Origin of the sequence: Novacetimonas sp. GS1, from assembly GCF_036686925.1 — a bacterium.
Classification (GTDB): Bacteria; Pseudomonadota; Alphaproteobacteria; order Acetobacterales; family Acetobacteraceae; genus Novacetimonas; species Novacetimonas hansenii.
Map to the genome: position 1 here is coordinate 2478753 of NZ_VSZP01000001.1, position 20788 is coordinate 2499540.

Annotated in this window: 19 protein-coding genes; 12 read left to right on the forward strand and 7 right to left on the reverse strand. The window is 55.1% G+C overall.

Annotation, left to right across the window (positions count from 1 at the left end):
* Positions 1 to 152: 152 nt before the first annotated feature.
* The 4 genes from FYB92_RS10945 to FYB92_RS10960 all read left to right on the forward strand — a co-directional run bounded on the left by FYB92_RS10945 (position 153) and on the right by FYB92_RS10960 (position 5403).
* On the forward strand, positions 153 to 1841 hold the full coding sequence (locus FYB92_RS10945) for a carbohydrate porin (RefSeq protein WP_332828642.1): 1689 nt from the start codon (positions 153 to 155) through the stop codon (positions 1839 to 1841).
* Positions 1842 to 2160: 319 nt separating this feature from the next.
* Positions 2161 to 3555 (forward strand): efflux transporter outer membrane subunit, encoded by a 1395-nt coding sequence (locus tag FYB92_RS10950; protein WP_175576188.1) that lies wholly within the window; start codon positions 2161 to 2163, stop codon positions 3553 to 3555.
* Between the two features lie 163 nt (positions 3556 to 3718).
* A complete protein-coding gene (locus tag FYB92_RS10955; protein ID WP_075595412.1) occupies positions 3719 to 3895 on the forward strand; it encodes a DUF3311 domain-containing protein in 177 nt (58 codons plus the stop codon).
* Positions 3892 to 5403, forward strand: a complete 1512-nt coding sequence (locus tag FYB92_RS10960) for a sodium:solute symporter (RefSeq protein ID WP_062809958.1) — start codon at positions 3892 to 3894, stop codon at positions 5401 to 5403. The genes FYB92_RS10955 and FYB92_RS10960 overlap by 4 nt, the downstream gene beginning before the upstream one ends.
* Positions 5404 to 6171: 768 nt before the next feature.
* Here the strand turns inward: FYB92_RS10960 and FYB92_RS10965 are convergent.
* Entirely contained in the window at positions 6172 to 6378 is a 207-nt protein-coding gene (locus FYB92_RS10965; RefSeq protein ID WP_003619363.1) for a cold-shock protein, read from the reverse strand.
* An 815-nt stretch (positions 6379 to 7193) separates the two neighbouring features.
* Between FYB92_RS10965 and FYB92_RS10970 the strand changes: the two genes are divergently transcribed.
* Positions 7194 to 9599, forward strand: a complete 2406-nt coding sequence (locus FYB92_RS10970) for a mechanosensitive ion channel domain-containing protein (RefSeq protein ID WP_332828643.1) — start codon at positions 7194 to 7196, stop codon at positions 9597 to 9599.
* A gap of 64 nt (positions 9600 to 9663) precedes the next feature.
* On the opposite strand, the gene FYB92_RS10975 is transcribed toward FYB92_RS10970, so the two are convergent.
* Together FYB92_RS10975 and FYB92_RS10980 are read right to left on the reverse strand one after the other, a co-directional pair.
* The gene (locus tag FYB92_RS10975) at positions 9664 to 9969 is read right to left on the reverse strand and encodes a hypothetical protein (protein ID WP_003619358.1); all 306 of its coding nucleotides are present in this window, start codon (positions 9967 to 9969) and stop codon (positions 9664 to 9666) included.
* 790 nt (positions 9970 to 10759) lie between these two features.
* Positions 10760 to 10975 carry a hypothetical protein gene (locus FYB92_RS10980; protein ID WP_062809235.1) on the reverse strand — a complete coding sequence of 72 codons (216 nt, stop codon included), beginning with the start codon at positions 10973 to 10975 and terminating at the stop codon, positions 10760 to 10762.
* A gap of 469 nt (positions 10976 to 11444) precedes the next feature.
* Between FYB92_RS10980 and FYB92_RS10985 the strand changes: the two genes are divergently transcribed.
* The 4 genes from FYB92_RS10985 to FYB92_RS11000 are packed head-to-tail and all read left to right on the forward strand — an operon-like array spanning position 11445 to position 15683.
* On the forward strand, positions 11445 to 12005 hold the full coding sequence (locus FYB92_RS10985) for a hypothetical protein (protein WP_332828644.1): 561 nt from the start codon (positions 11445 to 11447) through the stop codon (positions 12003 to 12005).
* On the forward strand, positions 11905 to 14262 hold the full coding sequence (locus tag FYB92_RS10990; RefSeq protein ID WP_192264470.1) for a TonB-dependent receptor domain-containing protein: 2358 nt from the start codon (positions 11905 to 11907) through the stop codon (positions 14260 to 14262). The genes FYB92_RS10985 and FYB92_RS10990 overlap by 101 nt, the downstream gene beginning before the upstream one ends.
* 10 nt (positions 14263 to 14272) lie before the next feature.
* Positions 14273 to 15403: a PepSY domain-containing protein gene (locus FYB92_RS10995; RefSeq protein WP_332828645.1), complete on the forward strand. Its 1131-nt coding sequence runs from the start codon at positions 14273 to 14275 to the stop codon at positions 15401 to 15403.
* Entirely contained in the window at positions 15300 to 15683 is a 384-nt protein-coding gene (locus FYB92_RS11000) for a PepSY domain-containing protein (RefSeq protein ID WP_332828646.1), read from the forward strand. Before FYB92_RS10995 ends, FYB92_RS11000 begins: the two co-directional genes overlap by 104 nt.
* A gap of 247 nt (positions 15684 to 15930) precedes the next feature.
* On the opposite strand, the gene FYB92_RS11005 is transcribed toward FYB92_RS11000, so the two are convergent.
* Both FYB92_RS11005 and FYB92_RS11010 read right to left on the reverse strand, forming a co-directional pair.
* Positions 15931 to 16599, reverse strand: coding sequence for an SCO family protein (locus FYB92_RS11005; protein WP_075623937.1), 669 nt, complete (start codon positions 16597 to 16599; stop codon positions 15931 to 15933).
* A gap of 40 nt (positions 16600 to 16639) precedes the next feature.
* Positions 16640 to 17104 carry an Lrp/AsnC family transcriptional regulator gene (locus tag FYB92_RS11010; protein WP_040510685.1) on the reverse strand — a complete coding sequence of 155 codons (465 nt, stop codon included), beginning with the start codon at positions 17102 to 17104 and terminating at the stop codon, positions 16640 to 16642.
* A gap of 110 nt (positions 17105 to 17214) precedes the next feature.
* Between FYB92_RS11010 and FYB92_RS11015 the strand changes: the two genes are divergently transcribed.
* The 3 genes from FYB92_RS11015 (at position 17215) to ddpX (ending at position 20150) form a co-directional block, all read left to right on the forward strand.
* Entirely contained in the window at positions 17215 to 18732 is a 1518-nt protein-coding gene (locus FYB92_RS11015; protein ID WP_003619341.1) for an aminotransferase class V-fold PLP-dependent enzyme, read from the forward strand.
* 116 nt (positions 18733 to 18848) lie between these two features.
* Positions 18849 to 19466 (forward strand): hypothetical protein, encoded by a 618-nt coding sequence (locus FYB92_RS11020; protein WP_139312461.1) that lies wholly within the window; start codon positions 18849 to 18851, stop codon positions 19464 to 19466.
* Between the two features lie 132 nt (positions 19467 to 19598).
* Positions 19599 to 20150, forward strand: a complete 552-nt coding sequence (ddpX, locus tag FYB92_RS11025; RefSeq protein WP_332828647.1) for a D-alanyl-D-alanine dipeptidase — start codon at positions 19599 to 19601, stop codon at positions 20148 to 20150.
* Here the strand turns inward: ddpX and FYB92_RS11030 are convergent.
* Together FYB92_RS11030 and FYB92_RS11035 are read right to left on the reverse strand one after the other, a co-directional pair.
* Positions 20145 to 20471: a hypothetical protein gene (locus tag FYB92_RS11030; RefSeq protein ID WP_332828648.1), complete on the reverse strand. Its 327-nt coding sequence runs from the start codon at positions 20469 to 20471 to the stop codon at positions 20145 to 20147. The genes ddpX and FYB92_RS11030 overlap by 6 nt on opposite strands.
* Positions 20472 to 20531: 60 nt before the next feature.
* Complete coding sequence (locus tag FYB92_RS11035; protein ID WP_143455990.1) at positions 20532 to 20726, reverse strand: hypothetical protein; 195 nt, start codon at positions 20724 to 20726, stop codon at positions 20532 to 20534.
* Positions 20727 to 20788: the final 62 nt, after the last annotated feature.

Sequence of the window (20788 nt, forward strand, 5' to 3'; positions counted from 1 at the left end):
GCGTCCTGCCCCACCCAATCCGGGCAGACCCCGTCTGGAATAAACAAGGAGAACGCAGTATTCGCACCATGACACGCCCCCGCATAATGGGGGCGATATGGGACATACATAATCCCTTATAAAACCTGACAATAATAAAAAAAAGAACTGTCATGGTCATGCAAAAGACACCGTACATCTTTCGCACGGGCGCGCGGTCGCCCTGTGCGCTGCCTGCGTTCATATGTTCCATCCTGGCAACAGTTGCGGGAATTGCCCTGCCGCATCCCGCACAGTCACAGCCAATTACAGACACCACGGTATCACGCGCGCCAATCACAACGACCATACCACCAAAGCATGAAAATGCCGAGGAGTACGGCCCCACCCCACGCAGCATCCAGCGCCCGCCCAACACCCCGATTCCCCCAAGCGGGGTGCCACTGATCCCCACGGCAGGGCTTGCCCCCCTCAGCGTGGCCCCCATCAGCAGTCCAGGGGACAAGACATCGTTCCATAAGATCGAACTTGATGCGCTCAGCCATCATGAAGGGCCTTCCGGCATGCTTCCGGCCTCGCTTGATGCGTTGCGTGATACCGACCTCGAAGATCCTTATTATGTCCCAACGGCAGGCACCGGCCACCTTGTCCCGCAACTCAAGGGAGTGAGGTCCACACTGCTTAACCACGGTGTCAGCTTTGCTTTTACCTACAAGGGGGAGGCTATGGGCGTCATTGATGGCGGTGTGCAGCGTGGAATGAGTTATGTCCATGAATTGACCGGGCAGGTCAACTTCGACCTTGAAAAGATGGCGAACCTGACGGGATGGTCAGTCCACACATTGGTCATGGAACGCGCCGGCCGTGCCGTCAGCCATGACCGGGTGGGGGAATATTACGTCAACCTGCAGGAGGTTTACGGCCTGTCGGGACATATGGTCGCACATCTGGTTGATTTCTATGCGGAAAAAAAGCTGCTGAACAATCACCTCGACATCACGTTCGGACGTATGGCGCTGACACATGTGTTCGCAACTTCGCCATTACTGTGTTCATTCATGGTGACATGTTCCGCCCCTGTCGCCCTGAAACTCGATCCAGGCTTCAGCGTCTATCCCAAGGCCACCTGGGGGTCACGCCTGCGCCTGCGCCCCACACGCGATACAGCAATCCAGTTTGGCGCATATGAGGTCAGTCCCCTCGCCAGCAATCCCAGCGGCTGGGCATGGGGCAGCGAACCCGCGACCGGCCTGATGCTGCCGGTCGAATTCACGTGGCAGCCATTCCTGACACGCAACCGCCTGCCGGGACATTATGTCCTGGGTTATGCCCACGACACCACACGTTATCCCGATCAGATCGGTGTCAGCCTGCCTGCCGCCCTGCGTGCCCAGGCCGGGCGGCAACGTTCTGCCCCGATGGATATGTTCTGGTTTGAAGGCGACCAGATGATCTATCGCCGGGGTGGGCGCAACCAGATGGCAGGTGGATACCTGATGGCGGGATATATCCATAATACCCCGCATGTGACATCCATTGCGGATGAAGCATATGGCGGCCTGTCATTCGCGGCGGTCATCCCGTCACGCATGACGGACCGGCTGGGCATCATGTATTCATGGTATCATGTCAGCCATCGCAAGGAAGAAGGCCAGACCATGATCCAGAATGCTGGCTATTCCCTCGGCACCGCCGTGCGGGGACCACAGACCAGTTCGCATATCATCGAGGCCTATTACGCAATCGACGCCGCACCCGGCGTCCTGATCCAACCTGAGTTTGAATACATGATCCATCCAGGTGAAACCCGCCACATCCCTAACGCAGCACTCGTCGGCCTGAAAGTAATCGCAAACCTGTAAGTGTCTATTGAAAACAATAATTTGATTTACAATAAATTTCCTGATGTGTCGCCCCAATCCAAAAAGGCGACACTCCTTGATATTTTACGCATGACTCCGTCACCAGAGATTTCATGACCATCTTTAACTTTTTTCATTCATGGGCACATTTTGTCATAAATCAAACACAACAGGATAAAATCAGACAAATATTTGACATAAACCAGAAAAAGACAGGAAATATATTCCCGTATATAACTTTTTTATGGAAAGTTTCAGTGCAGGGAAAATAAAATTCTGGAATCGCGCCTTCTTTGCGCCCCTGCTTCTTGCCTTTGTCATGACAACCCTGCTTGGTGCATGTTCCGTTGGTCCCCACTATCACCCGGAACACGCTTTCCTACCCGCGCATTATCACGAAGATGACGCCCGCGACCCGGATTTCCGTCCACAGGAACTGGTCCAGTGGTGGCAACAGTTCCATGATCCCATCCTTGATCGCCTGGTCTCGCTTGCCTTTGATTACAATCACGATATCCGCGCCACGGCGCAACGTGTCCTGATTGCCCATGCGCTGCGTGATATTGAGGCATCACAATGGTATCCCCAGATTGATTTCAGCAGCCTTAATGGCGACCTGATGAAATCGACAAGCCTGTCGAATTCCATGCCGCATGTGGATGACCTGCCGCGTGATCCACACGCCTCTTTGCTGTCTTACGGATTTGGAGCAAGCTGGCAGATCGACCTGTTTGGACGCATACGCCACCAGGTTGATGCCCGCGACCGGGCCGTTGAACAGGCACAGGAAAACCGGCACGCCATCATGCTGACTGTGCTTGCGGAGGTGGCACGCAACTATATGACATTACGGGGCACGCAACACCGCCTGGACATCATCAATCAGCATATCGTCACGGCCGGACATCTATATGACCGCGCCATACGCCTTCAACAAGCCGGGGTGGGCAATACGCTGCATGTCGCACAGACGGCATCGCTGCTCCACACACAACAGTCACAACGCGCGGCGCTGTGCAAGACGATCAGCCAGAGCATACATACACTGGAAATCCTGGTCGGGCGTATTCCGGGCACATTGCGCGCGGAACTGACCACCACCGTGCCATTGCCACGCGTGCCGCCTGCCCCACGGACATTGCCGGTCCGCCTGCTGCGACATCGGCCCGACATACGCCGGGCGGAACGGATCTATGCCCAGGCAACAGATGATATCGGGACCGAGGTGGCTGGTATGTATCCGAATATCGTGATCCCGCTGACATATACACCCAACGCCTCCACCGTTTCACAACTGTTTGCGGCCGGGGCGCAGGCGTGGCAGGCGCTTGCCATGACATCACTGCCTCTTGGGCATGGGGGACAGCAGCAGGCACGGGTAAGGTCGGCACAGGCCATCGCCGAAGCAGGGCGACTGCATTACCATCAGCAGATCCTGACCGCCCTGCGGGAGGTAGAGGACGCCATCGTCGCATGGAATGGCAAGAAAACCCATGTACACCTGCTGCATCAGGCGGCATTGCAAAGCCGTCTTGCCAACCTGCGCAGCCGCAGACTTTACGAGGCCGGGATTTCAGATCTTCTGAACGTTCTGGAAACAGAGCAGTCCGCCCTGCGGGCTGAGGATACTGAATTATGTGCCCATATTGACTGGCTCCACCGGACGGTTGACCTGCATGTCGCGCTAGGCAGTGGATGGGAAAGCCGTATCTGAGCCTGTATTTTTTCATATCCCAATGTAATGCAGACATTGTGCGACGCACAATTTATATCGTAATTTTATTATAATTACTTAAATATAAACATTAATACTTGACATCCATAAGCATTTTTCAGATGTTTTTGCACGGCCACTAAAAACAAAAAAGACGGTCAGCATGAAACAAGCCTGTTTGCTTCTCCTCCCTTTCGTGGGCCTGTTATGGGTTCCACTATATAACCGAACGGACCCGGTTCTGTTCGGTTTCCCATTTTTTTACTGGTATCAACTGGCATGGGTGCCCGTCACCTCGGTGCTGATCTGGTGCGCATGGAAAACGGGGAAACGCTCATGAATACGACACCCTTACCCGGCGCGGCCGGAATTGGCGTTTTCATCTTCTTTTTCGTCGCCACCATCGTGCTCGGCACGACCGTGCGCCTGTGGCGCCCACTGCTGCAACGGGGGCGGACACGTCCCACCACGGGGGGAAACGATGAATGGGGCCTTGGTGGTCGCGCATTTGGCCCATGGATCACATGGTTCCTGGTCGGGGGGGATTTCTATACCGCCTATACGGTCATCGCCGTTCCTGCCCTTGTCTATTCAACCGGGGCCTATGGCTTTTTCGCCCTGCCTTATACCATCATCGTCTATCCGTTCATTTTCGCCGTCATGCCACGACTGTGGACGATCGCGCGTAATGGCGGCCATTCCACGGCGGCAGATGTGGTGCGTGCACGTTTCAACAGCCGCACTCTGGAACTTGCCATCGCCCTGAGCGGCCTGGTCGCAGTCCTGCCTTACATCGCGCTGCAATTGATCGGCATCCGCACCGTAATCGAGGCGCTGGGTTTTTCCGGCACCCTGCCATTGGTCTTCGCCTTTGTCTCTCTTGCAGCCTATACATGGCTTGGGGGTCTGCATGCGCCCGCCCTGACGGCATTCATCAAAGATGTCATGATCTATATCGCGGTCCTTGCCGCAGTTACGATCGTGCCGATGTATCTGGGCGGATATGGACACATGTTTTCTGTTGCGGCGCAGCACCTGCCTGCAACAACAAACGGGCAACCGCTATCATCATCTCAGGTCATTCCTTACGCATCGCTGGCCCTTTCTTCCGCCTTTGCCGCATTCTTATATCCCCACACACTGACCGGTATCCTTGCAGCAAAATCCGCCGATACCATCCGGCAGAACGCTGTCTTCCTGCCGATCTATACAATTGTGCTGGGCCTGATCGCCATGCTTGGCCTGATGGCACATGCGGCGGGTATCGTGACCTCCTCATCCTCTCAGGTTGTGCCGCAGCTTTTCCTTGCGATCTTCCCGTCATGGTTTGCAGGGTTCTGCTTTGCCGCCATCGCCATCGGGGCACTGGTACCCGCATCAGTCATGGCGATCGGCGCAGCCAACCTGATTATGCACAATATCCTGACCGGTCATAAGAATTCGGTTGCAGGGGCACGGATGGCAGGCTTTGGCATCAAGGTAGGCGCATTGCTGTGTGTCCTGTTCCTGAACGCCAAATTTGCAATCGACCTGCAGCTTCTGGGCGGAGTGATAATCCTGCAAACTTTCCCGGCGCTGGTACTGGGATTGCTGCCACTGCGTATGCCTGCGCCCGCATTGATCGCGGGGTGGGTCATCGGGTCGGTTGTTGGGTTGTGGTTATGCTGGCTTGACGGGTTGAAACCTCTACACACGATTGGCACGGGCACGATGACGGTTGCCGTCTCCACTGGCCTGCTGGCACTTGTAATAAATATTGTCGTGACGCTGGGCTGTTCTATGGCCATGCGCGCACTGCGTGTCCCTGCATCACCAATGGCACTCCCTGCCGAACCGCAGGGAAAATGACCCAGCCAAGGCGGGAGATCATTTCTCCCGCCTTTAAATGGGAAAGGACCATTCCAGGGCATCGCTTTTTACAAAATGGAATGCCTGATTTTTTATACTGCATAAATATATGAAATAGGAGGGTTTTAGACCATTTTCTATTTATTCAGGACTTTTCCCTGCCATCTTCGCCGGTATCTGCACCTCTATGAAGATGATTTGAAAACAATGGAATTCATAAGAAAATATTTTATATATTACCTTGTTTTTGCAATAATTTCATATAATTGAAGGTAATTTATAATCCTAATAGCTTACTGATTTTCTTCATTCAGGCAGCCTGTTGCCTGATCCTCCCAATACCAGCAGGAACCGACCGGATATACTATTTTATCCAAGGTATTCCTGCCCCACATAAAATATATCACCATAAGGGAAATCACGCTTATGCGGATTTCGGCAAACGATCTACTTACCCCTTGGCAAGCAACAGATATTTTCGAATAAATTTTACAATACCCTGAAATAATCTGTCGATTACGATAGGAACGACACGATACACAAAGATATCGCATACACGCCAATTCAGGGCTTCCAGATCGGATGTCTTGCCCCAAAAAAAACGTAAGACACCAACATCACAGCCAGTATGTATCAGGAGGATAGTACCAATAGAAAACTTGACAGCAAGCACATCTGCATCAAATCTGTGCTTATTAAACACTACTTATATATTATTACAACAGGCACAAAAAAGGGGCGCCAGAGCACCCCTTTTTCCCATGGCAATCAGACAACCTGCAGGTTTGCTGCCGACGTCTTGCCATTACGACCTGTTTCCAGTTCGTAGGACACTTTCTGACCTTCGTTCAGACCATGCAGGCCTGCGCGCTCCACGGCGCTAATATGGACGAAAACGTCTGCTGTACCGTCATCCGCCTCAAGAAAGCCAAAACCCTTTTGGGCGTTGAACCATTTAACTGTGCCTGTAGCCATGACAGGACTCCTATATAACCCGGCAGCCATGCGACCTTGCATGGATTAAAACCCTTCATTTGCGGAGAAACCGAACAGTGCCGATTGGACACATAGTAGCTTTACCGTGGCAGAAAAGTTCAGCCGTGGGCCTTACATAAATCAAGGCGCTTTCAAATGCACGGTTTTTATTATTCCAGACACAGAATATTTCATGCCTGCGCCGGGAATAAGGATCAAATCCGGCTACAGGGGACTGTAAAAAATAACTTTTTTTGTCAATATATGAGCTTTCATCCGCCTGAGAATCAGCCATCAAGGTGAATAAGATCGCATGACCACATATCAGACCCGGTCCAGAAGGCGAAAGTCCTGCCAGTCGCTTTCCCTATCTGCACATGCTTTCTCCCGAGGGGGAGAATGCCAACACCGCACCATCCCAATCACCACCCAGGACCGGCAGGGGAAGCATATCCAAAATCAGGCTCGGTAATTAAATTTTATATATAATATATATTTAATTTTTAATTATATATGGATACAATACCCATTGAAATGGGAAATAAATACCATCCCACAATCAGGAAAATAAAATAATTTATTGCATATCAGGCTAGCATTTTCAGGCATGCGGTTTACAGCCCATCTCTGCGATAACGCATGCCGCCTGTGTGGCACGCTGAATGAAGGCCCGCATTTATGTCCACGGACAGGCTGAACCTTGCTGTCGGAACGGAACGTGGAACATGCGTCATTCTATGGATATTGCTTGTCAGGATGGGGCCTCCGCCAATCGGTTGCAACGGACATCAATAATACAGGGCGTCCTTACGCCCATGATCCAGCACATCGCCATCATGGCGATCCTGCTGCTTTCACTTGCGGGCCTCCATGGTGTCGCCCATGCGCAGGACACTGCCCCTGTTCTCGATAACGGTGCTTCTGCCCCCGGCATTAGCCGTGCACAGGCGCAACAGGTATTGTCGGTCATCAACGATCCTGAAAAGCGGGCTGCGTTTGAAAATACGCTCTCTGCCCTTGTATCCCAGTTGCCGCCCCCATCCTCCCCTCACCACGCATCCCCCACCGCTACGGATACCCTTTCCGTCCAACCCGATAGCCTGGGCAGCGACTTTGTGCAGGACATGTCGTCCCTGCGCGATCGCCTGCTGGTGCAGGCCCAGCATTTCGTCGCCCTGTTTGGGGATCTTGTCTTTGTTGCACACTGGACACACACGGTATTCGCCGACCAGCAATCACGCGGCATCATGCTTGATGCAGTGGGACGGGCGACGTTTATCCTGCTGATTGCCCTGATGGCAGAACATGTCATCTCCCTCCTGCTACGTCGCCCGCTCAAAAGTGTTACGGCACGTGCCATCGCTACCGAACATCGCCTTGCCATGACGGCATCCCCGGCCACCCCACAGGCCATGAATGATATGGATGCACAACAGGCCCAGCAACAGGATGCACAGGCGCAGCACGCCACATTACGCCTGCTGGCGCGCGTGCCATATTCCCTTCTGCATCTTTTGATAAAACTGCTACCGGTGGGGCTGTTCCTTGCATTGGGTTATGCTTTTGCCTCCCTTCTGACCACGACGCACCAGGCGGCACTTGTCACGATCACACTAACAAACGCCTATGTCGTCGCGCGCGTAGTGTATCTGCTGATGGAAACGCTTTTCGTTCCGCATTCGCCCGCCATCCGCCTGTGCAACGCCTCCGACCAGACGGCCTTCATGGTGACGCGCTGGCTCAATTTCCTTGTGGCGGCCCCTTCGGTTGTGGTCTGCCTGTCCACGCTTGGTGGCGTATTTGACATGCCCGCACGTGGGACAGAAGCGATTATTCGCACTGTGGTCCTGGTGGAACACGTGCTTGTAGCAATTTTTACATGGCGGGTACGCATGCATGTGGCGGCCGCCCTGCAACCGTCCGAACGTCTGCGCAAACAGCCATTCTGGATGTTCATGGGGCGGATCGTCTATCTGTGGTGGGTTCCGGCGATGTTCTTCAACTTCGCATTATGGCTGATCTGGGCAACACATATCAGCGGGGGATATGAATGGATCATCCGCACGGTCATCCTGACGACACTTGTCATCATCCTGTCGCGGCTGTTTTCATTATTGGCCTATAACCTGCAAAATCGTCTATTTCATATCTCTCCCACGCTGGAGGCACGCTATCCCGGCCTACAGGCACGCGTGAACCATTATTACCCCATTGCGCGCAAAACACTGGCTTTCCTGCTTTCTTTCGTGACCATGGTGCTTTTCCTGCAATCCCTGGGGCTGCCGGCCATCCATTTTTTCCTGCATGGACGGCTTGGAACCAAGATCATTGCCGCACTCCTGACGGTCCTTGTCGCCTACACGATTGCGATCATCGTATGGGAAGGCGTCAATGCGGCACTTCAGAAACAGATCGACCATTTCGATGCCACCGCACAGGAAGGCCGCGCCAGTCGCCTGCGCACCGTCCTGCCCATTATCAAGACGGTGCTACTGGCGATCATTGTTATCATTGTGGCAGTGACCACACTGTCGCAGATCGGGATCAATGTCGCTCCACTGCTGACAGGGGCGGGGATCATGGGCGCGGCCATCGCCTTTGGCGCGCAGAGCCTGGTCAAGGACTTCATCACCGGGTTCTTCATGCTGGCGGAAAATGCGGTGCAGGTGGGGGATTGGGTTACGGCAAGCGGTATTTCCGGCACCGTCGAACATCTGTCGATCCGCACGTTGCGCCTGCGTTCGGTCAATGGAGACCTGCATATCATCCCATTTTCCGAAGTATCCTCCATCGCCAATACATCACGCGATTATAACCTTGTGGTCACGAATTTCATGATCGACCTGAGCGAAGACCCGCAGCGTGTTGCCACGATCCTGCATGAGGAACTGGAAGAACTGCGCAAAACCACGCGCTACGGACACCTGATCCTGACGGAATTCTCCTTCCTCGGGATCGAGCAGGCAGATGGCAACGGGGCGAATTTCCTTGGGGCGTTCCGCACGACGCCCGGATCGAAATGGACGGTCTATCGTGCTTATTACAGCAGGCTTGCAGTCAGGATGAACAAGGAAGGAATAAAATTCCCAACACCCAGCAACATCAATCTTCTGGCTAACGTACCCGGGGCTTCGGCACTCGATATCCGCCTGAAAGGCACTACGCCCCCAATATCTGGACAGGAAGCAGGACCACAGGCGGTTCCCCCGCAGACCACCTGAACACCGCGCATCTCCGTCACCCTGCCTTGCGCGCTTACATGAGGCAAGGCAGGGAAAACTGGTATCAGGCCACGCGAATTTCCACTGTATGCAAGCCCTTGAGGTCATGTGCATCAGGATGACCGACATGGAAAGGTTCAGACGGCAGCATCTTTAGATCGGAAATGCCCGTCAGCGGCAGGCAACTCCACTGCCCGGTCGGCGCAACACCTTTTTGATGTGCATCTTCTCCACGATAAATCAGGACATGCGCGACACCATCGGTTTCACCCAGAGCATGCGGGGAACCGATATAATTTTTTTCATTAAAAGCAAATCCAACAACAACTTTTTTCTGAATTGCCTCACGCAGGCTATCATGAACTGACATTAATAATTTCCATTCCGGTCTGAAGAAGGTTTCATACACTACGCGTTATAACGCAGCCTGCCTTTTATACCCTTCCCGTCAGACCAGAGAAGTGCGCCACACAACCCGCAAGCGCAATTCAGCCCTGCATGCCCCCACCGCCATGCAGCCATGAAATCCCGCATGCCTGCTGCAAAGCCGGAGGCGTGCAGGCAGGACGGTCATATCATGCTGCATGAAGAATTTTTTGAAAAACCTTAGAGACTTTTTAAGAATGTAAATCCGATAAGATTGTGAAATTATAAAAGTTTTTGGTGAATATTTTTTAAAAAACCTTTGAAAGACGTTGCCTTGCGATCGAAAGGAAACACCAAAAATCTTTTCCTACTGTTTATCAAAGGCTTGTTTTCAAAAATCCCCTGAAAAAAAGAAAAGTTTTTGGGTGCTGACTTTTTTCAAAAAGGCGGCGTCTTCTGAAGCTTTTTAGAAAAAGCTTCACCAAAAACTTTTATAATTTCACGATCTTATCGGATTTAGCTTTTCAAATAATATCTTATGAAAATATTATTATGTTTCCTAAATATTTTCCCAACAGCCTCATCAATACTGAAAAAATGTCGCAGTTGCATCGGACAGGGCGGACATCGTCAACGCCCCGGTCCATGCACAATGCACGATCCAAACAAACAATGCGCCACAGATCATACCCACTGCCGCATGGTCGTGTCTTACTCCCCTGCCCGTTGAACATGATGCCGCCGCAGGAGCATGTAGGGAACGGGTTTGGATCAATTTTCTGCCCGCCTGCAAATCAGTTGAACTCCACAGTTAACTGTCGCGACAGGCTGGTGCGCCGAAAGGAAAGCGCCACCTGTTGTGTCAGGTCATCATCATGCGACAGCGAGCGGTTATGAAATGAACGTACACTGTCATGCGTGGCATAAAAACGTCGGGTCTTGCCATCCAGCTCTACAATAACCGTTCCAACAAACGTGCCGTCGATTTCGATAATATGAGATTCAAGCATCGGTTTACTGCCTTTCCTGCCCGTCATTACAGGCCATATGCCAGCAGCATTGCCACTGACTATCCTTTCCAGATGCGCCCTGTGGGCCAGGGACGCATATTCGATAGGTAACATCGGCCGATGCGACACATTCGTGCGGTCAGACGGGGCATGAACCTGTATTTCCTGTCCTGATCCCGGCATGGGAATGAACGATGGGCAAAGAATATGCGCGCCCTGAAAGTGCGTCAATAAAAATATCATTCTTTTTTGTTTTATATTTTTATATACGATTCATGTTGTAAATTTTACAAATCCCATGCCATATGGACGTGAGAATCGTGGATATGCCATGCTCACCATACAGGCGCCCCTGATCGAACGGACGGTCATGAAATTTGCAATTGCCTTGCCCTCCATCACCGGTCAAAATAGCGATAGCCCAGCCACATGTTCCCGCTGGTCCGACCATTTCCATAAAGGCCACGCAATGACAGCCAGACAGCAGCAGGGAGGCCCGACCATTATCGCATGGTCGCTGATCCTGCTGGCGCTGATCAGTCGCATCGCCTTTGGTGGACTGGCTTCCCCGGATAATGTGCTTCATTCGCAAGGCGAACAGCAATCACTGCTGTCGATCCTGTGCGAAGGCGACCTGCCCCCAGATGATGGCCATCACGCCCATCACCTGCCTGCCACCGATATGGCGACCCTGCTGGCCGAAGCACATGGGCTGGATGCCCCCCCCGATGCTGGGGACTGTACCAGTGGGCCCCGACATGCTGGCACTGCTGTCGGGGGTGTGGATATTCCCACCAGTGCGCGGCCCGCCACGTGCACGCTATTCCCCACTATGCCCGCAAGGCCCCCCTCACCTGAACTGAATCGCCTTCCTTATTGCCCCGCCATCGTGCGGGCGCACCCGATTCATATTTCAGGTCTATTCAACCATGTATTGTGCATTCAATGCGGCGTGGCGTCCTGCGCGCGTCGCGGGCTGCATGGCGGCATTCGCGGCCTGCACCGCGATTTCACTCGCCCATGCCGCTGACGCCCCCCATCATTATGGGGCGGCCCATCATCATACCCACACCACAACCAGCGCGCCGAAACCTTCAGTCAGCGCGGGGGAACGGATTGCGGGGGAACGGATTACTGTAATCGGGACATCACATGTCCCGGCGACACTGCGCCCCGCCGGTCAGACAACCTACAGCGCATCACGCGAAAGCTTTGCCGGTCATGTGGGTCAGAGCGTGGCCGACATGGTGGTCACAATCCCCGGGGTCAGCTTTGTCGCAGGAAATGGTCCACGCGACGTCGTGGTGTCCGTGCGCGGCTCGGGCGACAGGCAGGCCTATGGCATGAAAAACATCCAGGTACTGGAGGATGGTTTTCCCATGACCCAACCCGATGGGACGGCGCGTTCCGACCTGATCGACCCGCATGCCTATGACGGGGTGGATGTGTTTCAGGGACCGGCCTCCACCGTGTTTGGCAATTACGCAATCAATGGCGCAATCAATTTCCGCACACGCCGGGGCGCGGATATCCATGGGCTGGAGGTCGGGTCGGATTTCGGCAGTTTCGGCATGGTCAATAATTATGCCACGCTGGGCCTATCGGGCCGGAAATATGACCTTGTCATCTTTGGCAGCGACGTGCGCGGAAATGGCTTCATCGCCAACAGCGGTTATCAGACCTCGACTGAAAACCTGCGCCTTCGGGTCAACCTGACGCCATCAGACCGCCTGATCGTAAAGTTCGTCAACAACATCACCGATACCCACCTGCCGGTACGGTTATCACTGGCACAATATACCACCAACCCGTTCCAGTCGGGATGCGCCGATGCCAGCCATGCAGCCGCAGGATGCGCCACAGTCAGCCTGCTGTCGAACGGTAGTTATGGGGCGCGTGTCGCCACCAGCCCGCAGGCTGCCGGGCTGGGCCGGTTCGACCGCCGGACAGTCGCGGGCGTGCGGTGGGAACATGATATCAACGCATCCACCACGGTACGGACGCAGTTCACCTATGACCAGCGACATATCGACCAGCCCACGTCACCCTATGCCTATACCGGTCCCTATGATTCCTATGCTGCCAGCAGCGAGGTCACCAATACGGCGCATCCCGGTCGCATGGCGCTGAACAGTTCGGGGGGCATCAGCTTTGATGACCTGGATGGCCTGTCCAATGTCTATAATGTCGCCCCTGGCGGACATGCCCGTCAGGGTGCACTGACGCAATCAAGCTGGAGTCACCAGTGGAACGCGGGGCTGCATTTCCAAGAGGATCTGCAATTCGCACGGGCATGGCACCTTGTGGTCGGACTGGGGGGCACCTATTCAGGTCTGGAGGCGCAGGAAACCCTTTTGACCAACAGCGCCAGCGGTAGCACACGCCGCCTTGTCGCTGCTGACCGGCATTTCTTCAACCTTGCCCCCGAAGCCGCACTGACCTATGCGCCATCACGTAACTGGACGCTGCATACACGGGTAGGCACGGCCTATGCCACCCCCACCACATCAAACCTTTTCATCACGCCGCAGGGCACATATGGCAACAATACCCGGCTGAAGAGCGAAACGAGCCTTGGCTTTGACTTGGGGGCAGAATGGCATCCATCCTCCACCATTAATATACAGGCAACGGGTTTTTACGAATTCTACCGCAATGAACTGGTCAGTCAGTCAGCCGGGGTGAACACGGTGGGCGCCTATACGTTCAATGCCCCCGCGTCACAACATCGCGGCGTGGAAGTCGGGGCGACATGGACACCCCTGCCACGCGCGCTGTCAGGGGCCAGGGTCATGCTGAGCTACACCTATGACAACCAGATCTATACCCGTTATACCGAAGTCCTTTCCAACAGCACGATGTCACGCGCGCTTGACCGCTCCGGGAACAGCATTCCGGGCGTCATTCCGCATTTTCTCAATGCCCGCCTTCTGTATGACCAGCCAAGCGGCCCCTTACAGGGACTGGGTGGTTATGCCGAGGTGACATGGCGCGGGGATTACTGGCTGGACAATGCCAATCTTCTCAAGGCGCCAGGATACGCACTGCTCAACCTTGAACTGCATTACGATCCCCCTGCACGTTTCGGATGGATACGTCATCTGCATGGTTTTTTCGAAATACAGAACGTGGCCAACCAGACCTACATCGCCGGGGCAACCAATATTACCGATGTGCTTGCATCAAATGGGCATAATGCGGGGGCGGCTGTTCTTGCGACCCGTACAGGCTCGATCTACGCCGGTTCCCCACGCGCCTTTTATGGCGGCGTGAAGGTCCGTTTCTGAGGATAGATTGATGAATATCCCCCATAACGGTGCCCGCCACCGCATAATGCGCGCGCTGTGGCCCGATTATCGTATGGTCTGGCGATGGCATTTCCTTGCCGGCCTGCTTTGCCTGCCTTTTGTGGCCTTCCTGTCCCTGACGGGTGGCATCTATCTGTTCAAGCCACAGGTTGATGACCTGATCGACTGGCGTTACGAACATCTCGCCACGGGGGGCAATAACGCCCCCCCGTCACAGGTGGTCGCAGCCGCCCTGTCGGCGGTGCCAGGATCGCATCTCCTGGCCTATGAACTGCCACGCACGGCACACAGCGCCACACGTGTGATCGTAAGCCATGGGGCCGATGCGGTACGTGTCTATGTCGATCCCCACTCGCTTAAGATATTAAAGCATGTTTCTGAAGAACACCGTTTCGAGCGTATTATTTTCAACCTGCATGGGCAGTTGCTACTTGGCAATGTCGGTTCCGTAATCGTGGAAATGGTGGCATCGTGGACAATCGTTCTGATTGTAACCGGCCTGTATCTGTGGTGGCCACGCGGGCGCAAAGGACAAACCGGCGGCGTGGTATATCCCCGCCTCAACGCGTGGGGGCGGACACGCCTGCGCGATCTGCATGCCGTCACCGGCGCATGGCTTTCGCTCTTTGTCATACTGTTCCTTGCATCCGGCCTGCCCTGGTCGTTTGTATGGGGGCACGCGCTGCAATCCGTTGAAAAAACCATTGGTCGCATCACAACAATACAGGATTGGGAAATCGGTCATGTCCGCGTGCGCGACACCATCGCGGGGACACCTGCCACGCCCCCCGTACCGGACACGATGACAGGCATGAAGGGTATGTCCTCCATGCCTGGTATGGATATGCCCCCCGTCGCCACCGCACCGGTTCCTCCCCTGGATGAGGCCGCTTTTGACAGGGTTGCGCTGACGGGGGCGACGCTCGGCCTGCGCTATCCCGTGCTGCTTACCCCCCCCGCCACAGGCCGGACAACCATGGCAGGTGCGTTCCGATACACAGGACCGCCCCTGGCGCATGACGGTGCGCGTCACCCCCGACGGGCAGGTCGTAGGGCGCGACACATTTGCGGACAAACCGATCGTAGATCGGGTAATCGGCTATGGGGTGGCCGCCCATGAAGGCCAACTGTTCGGGATTGCCAACCAGATCATCAACCTTGTGGTTGCACTCGGCCTGCTGGCGATGAGTATTGCCGCCTTCGTAATGTGGAGCCGTCGCAGGCCACCGGGCCATATCGGTATCCCGCCATCGGTGCGCGACGGACATCTGGGGGGGGCAACCATCACCTGCATTGTGGTGATGGGGATTGTTCTGCCGGAACTCGGTGCCGCACTAATGGTGATTGTCCTGCTATGTGCCCTGACGAACCCCGGCAGAAACTCAGCCGATAAATCATAGTTTTTTTGATGAAGATTTTTTCGCAGGCTTTAAAAAGGAGATCTCCTGCCTGAAAAAACACGGGACCACTTAACCTTTATTTTCTTCAAGACTGTTTAAAAGTCAGGCTTGACAACATCCTGAAATGATAAAGGTTTTTGGTGAAGCTTTTCCCAAAAAGATTCAGAAGACGCCGCCTTTTTTGAAAAAAGGCGGCACCAAGAAACTTTTCTCGTTTTTTATCAATGATTTGTTTTTAAACACTCTCTTACCCTGCGGGCAGGAGATTGCGTAACCGTGTGGCAATTTCCTCCGCACTGGAATCCACGGGAAACATGGACACCATATGGTTCTGCCCATCCATCAGGAACAGCATCGAACTATGATCCAGTTGATAATTCCCGGCGGTGGCAGGCGTGGCCTGTCGTGGGCGGACCATCACGTGAAATTCCGCAGCCACGGCATGGATCGCCTGCGGGTCACCTGTCAGGCCAGTAATACGCGGGGAAAAGGATGTGACATAATCATGGACACGCACAGGCGTGTCACGTGCCGGGTCGATGGAAATGAAAACCGGCACAACCTGCGCCCCACGCGCACCAAGCCGATCCAGCGCCGCCGTCACGGTCGCAAGCGTCAGCGGGCAGACATCCAGGCAGTGAGTATAGCCGAAATACAGCAACGTATAACGTCCATGGAACGATTGCTGCGTCACGACATGGTTCGTATCATCCAGCAGGGTATAAGGACCACCGATTTCCTCCACCGGCCGGTTTGCGATCAGGGCACGAAAACCCGCCGCCGCGCATAACAGGATCGCGGTTGCCGCCGCCAATCCCAACAATGCACGGCGTTCGCGCCGTTTACGCACGGCCGCCGCAACGCCACGCCCGTCCTTTCGCGCACGCGCCCTGGCGGAAGAAGATGGTCCCTTCATGTCCTCCCACTACCTCATCCGCGCACGCAACGCCACGAATTCAGCGTACGGGCAGGTCGCGGTTATTGGCGATGGCTTCCATCGTGATGTACGACGTGATGGAGTCCAGTTCGATCTGTTCGATAAGCCGTTGGTAGATCGCATCGAACGCGTTCATGTCCTCTGACATGATCTTGAGCATATAATCATAATCGCCTGCGATGCGGTAAAAATCGATCACATTGGGGATGCCCATGACGATCATGCGGAATTTCTGCAGCCATTCACGTGAATGATGGCGGGTACGCACCATGACGAATACCGTCAGCCCAAGGCCCATCCTGTCCGGGTCAAGACGCACGGTCTGCCCGGTGATGACCTTCCTTTCACGCAGGGCCTGCACCCGCCGCCAGCAGGCATTTTGCGACAGCCCCACACGATCGGCCAGTTCACGTTGCGACAGGCCGGCATCATTTTGCAGGGCCTGCAGGATGCAACGATCAAAATGATCCATTTCTTTAGTCATTTTAGATCATATGACCACAAAAATATAAAAATAAAGCAGAAAATGGGAAAACACCTCCTGTACAAACAGATAGGCTCTGCGCAGCACGACATTCACGGGAAAACCGACAGATGCAGGACGAAGCCACCCTCTATGCCTCCTTTGCCGCCAGCCTGCGTGAAGGGGACACCTTGGCGCTGCTGCGCGCGGGCCTGATCGGGGAAGGTATCATGATCCCCGGCCCTTTTGGGCCGCATGGGCTGATCTATGCCGATTACGTGGCTTCAGGCCGTCCCCTGCGGCAGGTGGAGGCGTTCATCGCAACCCATGTCCTCCCCTATTATGCCAACAGCCATACCGAAGCGTCCTTCTGCGGCGCTTACATGACCCGCATGCGCGCCCGCGCCAGGGGGGAAATTGCCCGGCTGTGCGGTGCGGATGATGGATTTTCGGTCATTTTCACCGGGTCGGGCGCCACCGCAGGGATCAATCGTCTTGTCCACCTGCTGGGCGTAGGGCCGAACGGCGACAATGGGGACGTGGGCAGGCCGATTGTTTTCATCGGGCCATATGAACATCACTCCAACATCCTGCCGTGGCGCGAAAGTGGCGCCGAGGTCATCGAAATCCCCGAGGCACAGACCGGCGGCCCTGACCTTGCCGCCCTTGAACGCGCCCTGTGCGCCACATCGCCCGACAGGATCAGGGTCGGGGCATTCTCGATCGCCTCCAACGTTACGGGCATCATCACCGATGCCAACGCGACCACTGCGCTCCTCCGCCGTCATGGGGCGCTGGCTGTATGGGATTATGCCGGGGGTGGCCCCTACCTGCCGGTGGACATGATGGCGCAGACCCCGTGGGAAAAGGACGCGGTGGTCCTGTCGCCGCATAAATTCATTGGTGGCCCGGCATCTTCCGGTGTCATGATCGTGCGCAACGCAGCCCTGCGCCGGTCACGCCCCACCATGCCTGGGGGCGGGACTGTGCGCTTCGTCTCCCCATGGGGGCATGATTATTCCCAAAGCCCGATCAGCCGGGAGGAAGCCGGCACCCCCAATGTCATCGGCGACATCCGCGCGGCGCTGGCCTTCATGGTCAAGGACGCCATAGGACAGGATACGATGGACGCACGCCATGCCCGGTTACGGCAACGTGCATTATCCGTATGGTCCACCAATCCGTCGCTGCGTATCCTTGGCAACCCGCGGGCCGATGCGCATCTGCCCTTCTTCTCGTTTCAGGTGCGCGACCCGGAGACGGGCGAACCCGTCCATCAGCAATTATTTACCCGCATGCTCTCGGACCTTTTCGGCATTCAGGCACGCGGAGGATGCGCCTGCGCAGGACCATATGCGCATCGCCTGATGGGCATTGAGCAGGCACATTCGGACCTGTTGCGCACGGCCATCCTGTCCGGGCAGGAAATTGACAAGCCAGGATGGGTACGCCTCAATTTCAGTGTCCTGATGGATGACGCAAAGGCAGATAAGATCATCCATGCAGTCGATACCCTTGCCCGCGACAGCAGACAGGCCGCATCCCTGTATGCGTGCGACACCAGCACCGCGCGCTTTACCGCCCGTGCAGGGGTAACACCACCGCCCATCGCGACACTGTCGCGATATGCAGGGGGCGGTGTTGCGTAAATATGCGCGCGACAGGGACACCGCAACAGGACCCGGCCATGCTGATACGGATTGCCTGAACGGCAGGTTCACGGATACGATGCCCGCTTGTGACGCACAATGCGCGATAGGGGATTTTGTTGTATATTAAGCGCAACCTGCTACTGATCGCGGCGGGCGTGACCGGTCTGTCGATCCTGTTGCTGATGGGCGGTTATTTCCTGTGGTCGGACAACCGGGACGTGGATTTCGCCAGGCATAACATCCTGATGAAACATTCACAGGAAGAGGCCGCCTATGTCCAGCAACTGGATGAAGTGAACCAGACGGTCGTCCGTGACCAGAGCGTGTTCCTTGACGTGCATCTCAAGGATTTTGACCAGATGGCCACCCAGGAGGAAAAAGCGTGGCTTCTGAAACAGTTCACAAAATTCGATATCAGCCGCATCAAGGTCTTTGATGGTCTGAATATTACACCCTATTCAGGGATTCCGTGCCATCTGGAACTCTGCTTCGTCCCCATCTTTGCCGAGGAAACATACAGGGATCTGGAAAAGCACCTTGAATATATCCAGGTTGACGCCCTTGATGGCATTTCGCGCACGCTGATCATGGATGCCGAACAGTTCTGGCACCTGCGAAAAATGGTGATCCGTAACGACCAGATCCTGTTCGCCCATATGCGGCCCCAGATGGTCGCCTATGAAAACGAAGTGGAAATACGGAAAATGAAGGATGAAATGGGTATAAAGTAGGACAAGGCCTTCCCCACAAAGGAAATAGCCTGCATAGGGTTCGAAATATACTTTCCAGAATTTTTTAATATAGTTCGTTTGAAATTTTTGCGAACATTCCCTTAATTGATACAGCAGACGGGACGGATATGCATGTTACTGCCCATTAAGGAAACTGCGGGAGTCATTCTCGACATCCGCTATGCTTCGGACAATAATTTTGTCGGTCGTGCGGTCTATGCCCGCCCTGTTGCCCTGCTGCATCGGGAGGCACATGCGGCCTTTGTCCGCGCACTTGCCCGCGCGCAGGTCCTGGGACTTGGCTTTCGGATATTCGATGCATTTCGCCCCATCGAAGTGCAATCCATCCTGTGGGACGCGGTATCGGACAAGACATTTGTAGCCGACCCGGCCCTTGGCGGCACCCATCCACGCGGCATCGCACTTGACCTGACGCTGTTCGACCTTGCCACGGGGGAGGACCTGCCCATGGGAACCGGGTTCGATGCCGTAACCCCACTCTCGGCCCATGGCGCGCTTGAGGACCTGTCGGCTGAGGTGATCCGCAACCGTGCCCTCCTGCTCGGGCTGATGAGTGCGGCGGGGTGGGACAGTTATGAGCCGGAATGGTGGCATTACAACCTGCCCGATGGCGATGCCCTGCCGGTCCTGTCGGCAGCGGACGTGCCCGAAGGGCCTCTATAGGTCATCGGTCCACAGCGCAGGAACGTGCGCTGCCCGCATCAAATGCGGCGGGATTATCCTGCACTTGCATCCCATCGCCCGGCGCATTTCCATCGTGGCGCTGATGCGATGGGGCTGGATCATGACAGTTTCCACCGCCAGCATGGGCATCGGGGGACGGCATCCGGCCTGCCCCCCATCATACCGGCCCATGGATAGCACATTCCCGTCGCCATGCTGCCACACGCGATACGGGGCAGTTCCCCCCCCCCACCAATGACTGAGTGCCAGCAGGAACGCAATCATCATATCATCGGTCATGGCGTCCGGGATGTGGACCATGGCTTTCGTCATGCTTAACTTTGGATCAAGTGCTGTCATTTACAAAACCGTTGAACGTACTCAGCTCCGGTTCAGGCAGGGCAGGCATGATATCGAGGGAAGCGTAGCGCCACCATTGCGCACCACAACATGAATAAAGGCAGCTGGCACCAAAAGCATATCCGACAGGTCACGCACCATACAGACAGCATCTGGCACATTTCCGATCACGGATGGCATCAGCGCCAGCGACACGATATCGGGCTTTATCAGCACTCCGCCATTCCCTGATGACGCAGGCAGCCACATTGCCTGCCCCCGATGGATCAACAATGCAC

Excerpts from the sequence above, each read along its gene's own strand:
- FYB92_RS10970 (WP_332828643.1), top strand. The coding sequence starts at position 7,194 with ATGATCCAGCACATCGCCATCATGGCGATCCTGCTGCTTTCACTTGCG.
- FYB92_RS10945 (WP_332828642.1), top strand. The coding sequence starts at position 153 with ATGGTCATGCAAAAGACACCGTACATCTTTCGCACGGGCGCGCGGTCG.
- FYB92_RS11015 (WP_003619341.1), top strand. The coding sequence starts at position 17,215 with ATGCAGGACGAAGCCACCCTCTATGCCTCCTTTGCCGCCAGCCTGCGT.
- FYB92_RS11030 (WP_332828648.1), bottom strand. The coding sequence starts at position 20,471 with ATGGTCCACATCCCGGACGCCATGACCGATGATATGATGATTGCGTTC.
- ddpX (WP_332828647.1), top strand. The coding sequence starts at position 19,599 with ATGTTACTGCCCATTAAGGAAACTGCGGGAGTCATTCTCGACATCCGC.
- FYB92_RS10975 (WP_003619358.1), bottom strand. The coding sequence starts at position 9,969 with ATGTCAGTTCATGATAGCCTGCGTGAGGCAATTCAGAAAAAAGTTGTT.
- FYB92_RS10990 (WP_192264470.1), top strand. The coding sequence starts at position 11,905 with ATGTATTGTGCATTCAATGCGGCGTGGCGTCCTGCGCGCGTCGCGGGC.
- FYB92_RS10985 (WP_332828644.1), top strand. The coding sequence starts at position 11,445 with ATGACAGCCAGACAGCAGCAGGGAGGCCCGACCATTATCGCATGGTCG.
- FYB92_RS10995 (WP_332828645.1), top strand. The coding sequence starts at position 14,273 with ATGAATATCCCCCATAACGGTGCCCGCCACCGCATAATGCGCGCGCTG.
- FYB92_RS10955 (WP_075595412.1), top strand. The coding sequence starts at position 3,719 with ATGAAACAAGCCTGTTTGCTTCTCCTCCCTTTCGTGGGCCTGTTATGG.
- FYB92_RS10980 (WP_062809235.1), bottom strand. The coding sequence starts at position 10,975 with ATGCTTGAATCTCATATTATCGAAATCGACGGCACGTTTGTTGGAACG.
- FYB92_RS10960 (WP_062809958.1), top strand. The coding sequence starts at position 3,892 with ATGAATACGACACCCTTACCCGGCGCGGCCGGAATTGGCGTTTTCATC.
- FYB92_RS11000 (WP_332828646.1), top strand. The coding sequence starts at position 15,300 with ATGACGGTGCGCGTCACCCCCGACGGGCAGGTCGTAGGGCGCGACACA.
- FYB92_RS10965 (WP_003619363.1), bottom strand. The coding sequence starts at position 6,378 with ATGGCTACAGGCACAGTTAAATGGTTCAACGCCCAAAAGGGTTTTGGC.
- FYB92_RS11010 (WP_040510685.1), bottom strand. The coding sequence starts at position 17,104 with ATGACTAAAGAAATGGATCATTTTGATCGTTGCATCCTGCAGGCCCTG.
- FYB92_RS11005 (WP_075623937.1), bottom strand. The coding sequence starts at position 16,599 with ATGAAGGGACCATCTTCTTCCGCCAGGGCGCGTGCGCGAAAGGACGGG.
- FYB92_RS10950 (WP_175576188.1), top strand. The coding sequence starts at position 2,161 with ATGACAACCCTGCTTGGTGCATGTTCCGTTGGTCCCCACTATCACCCG.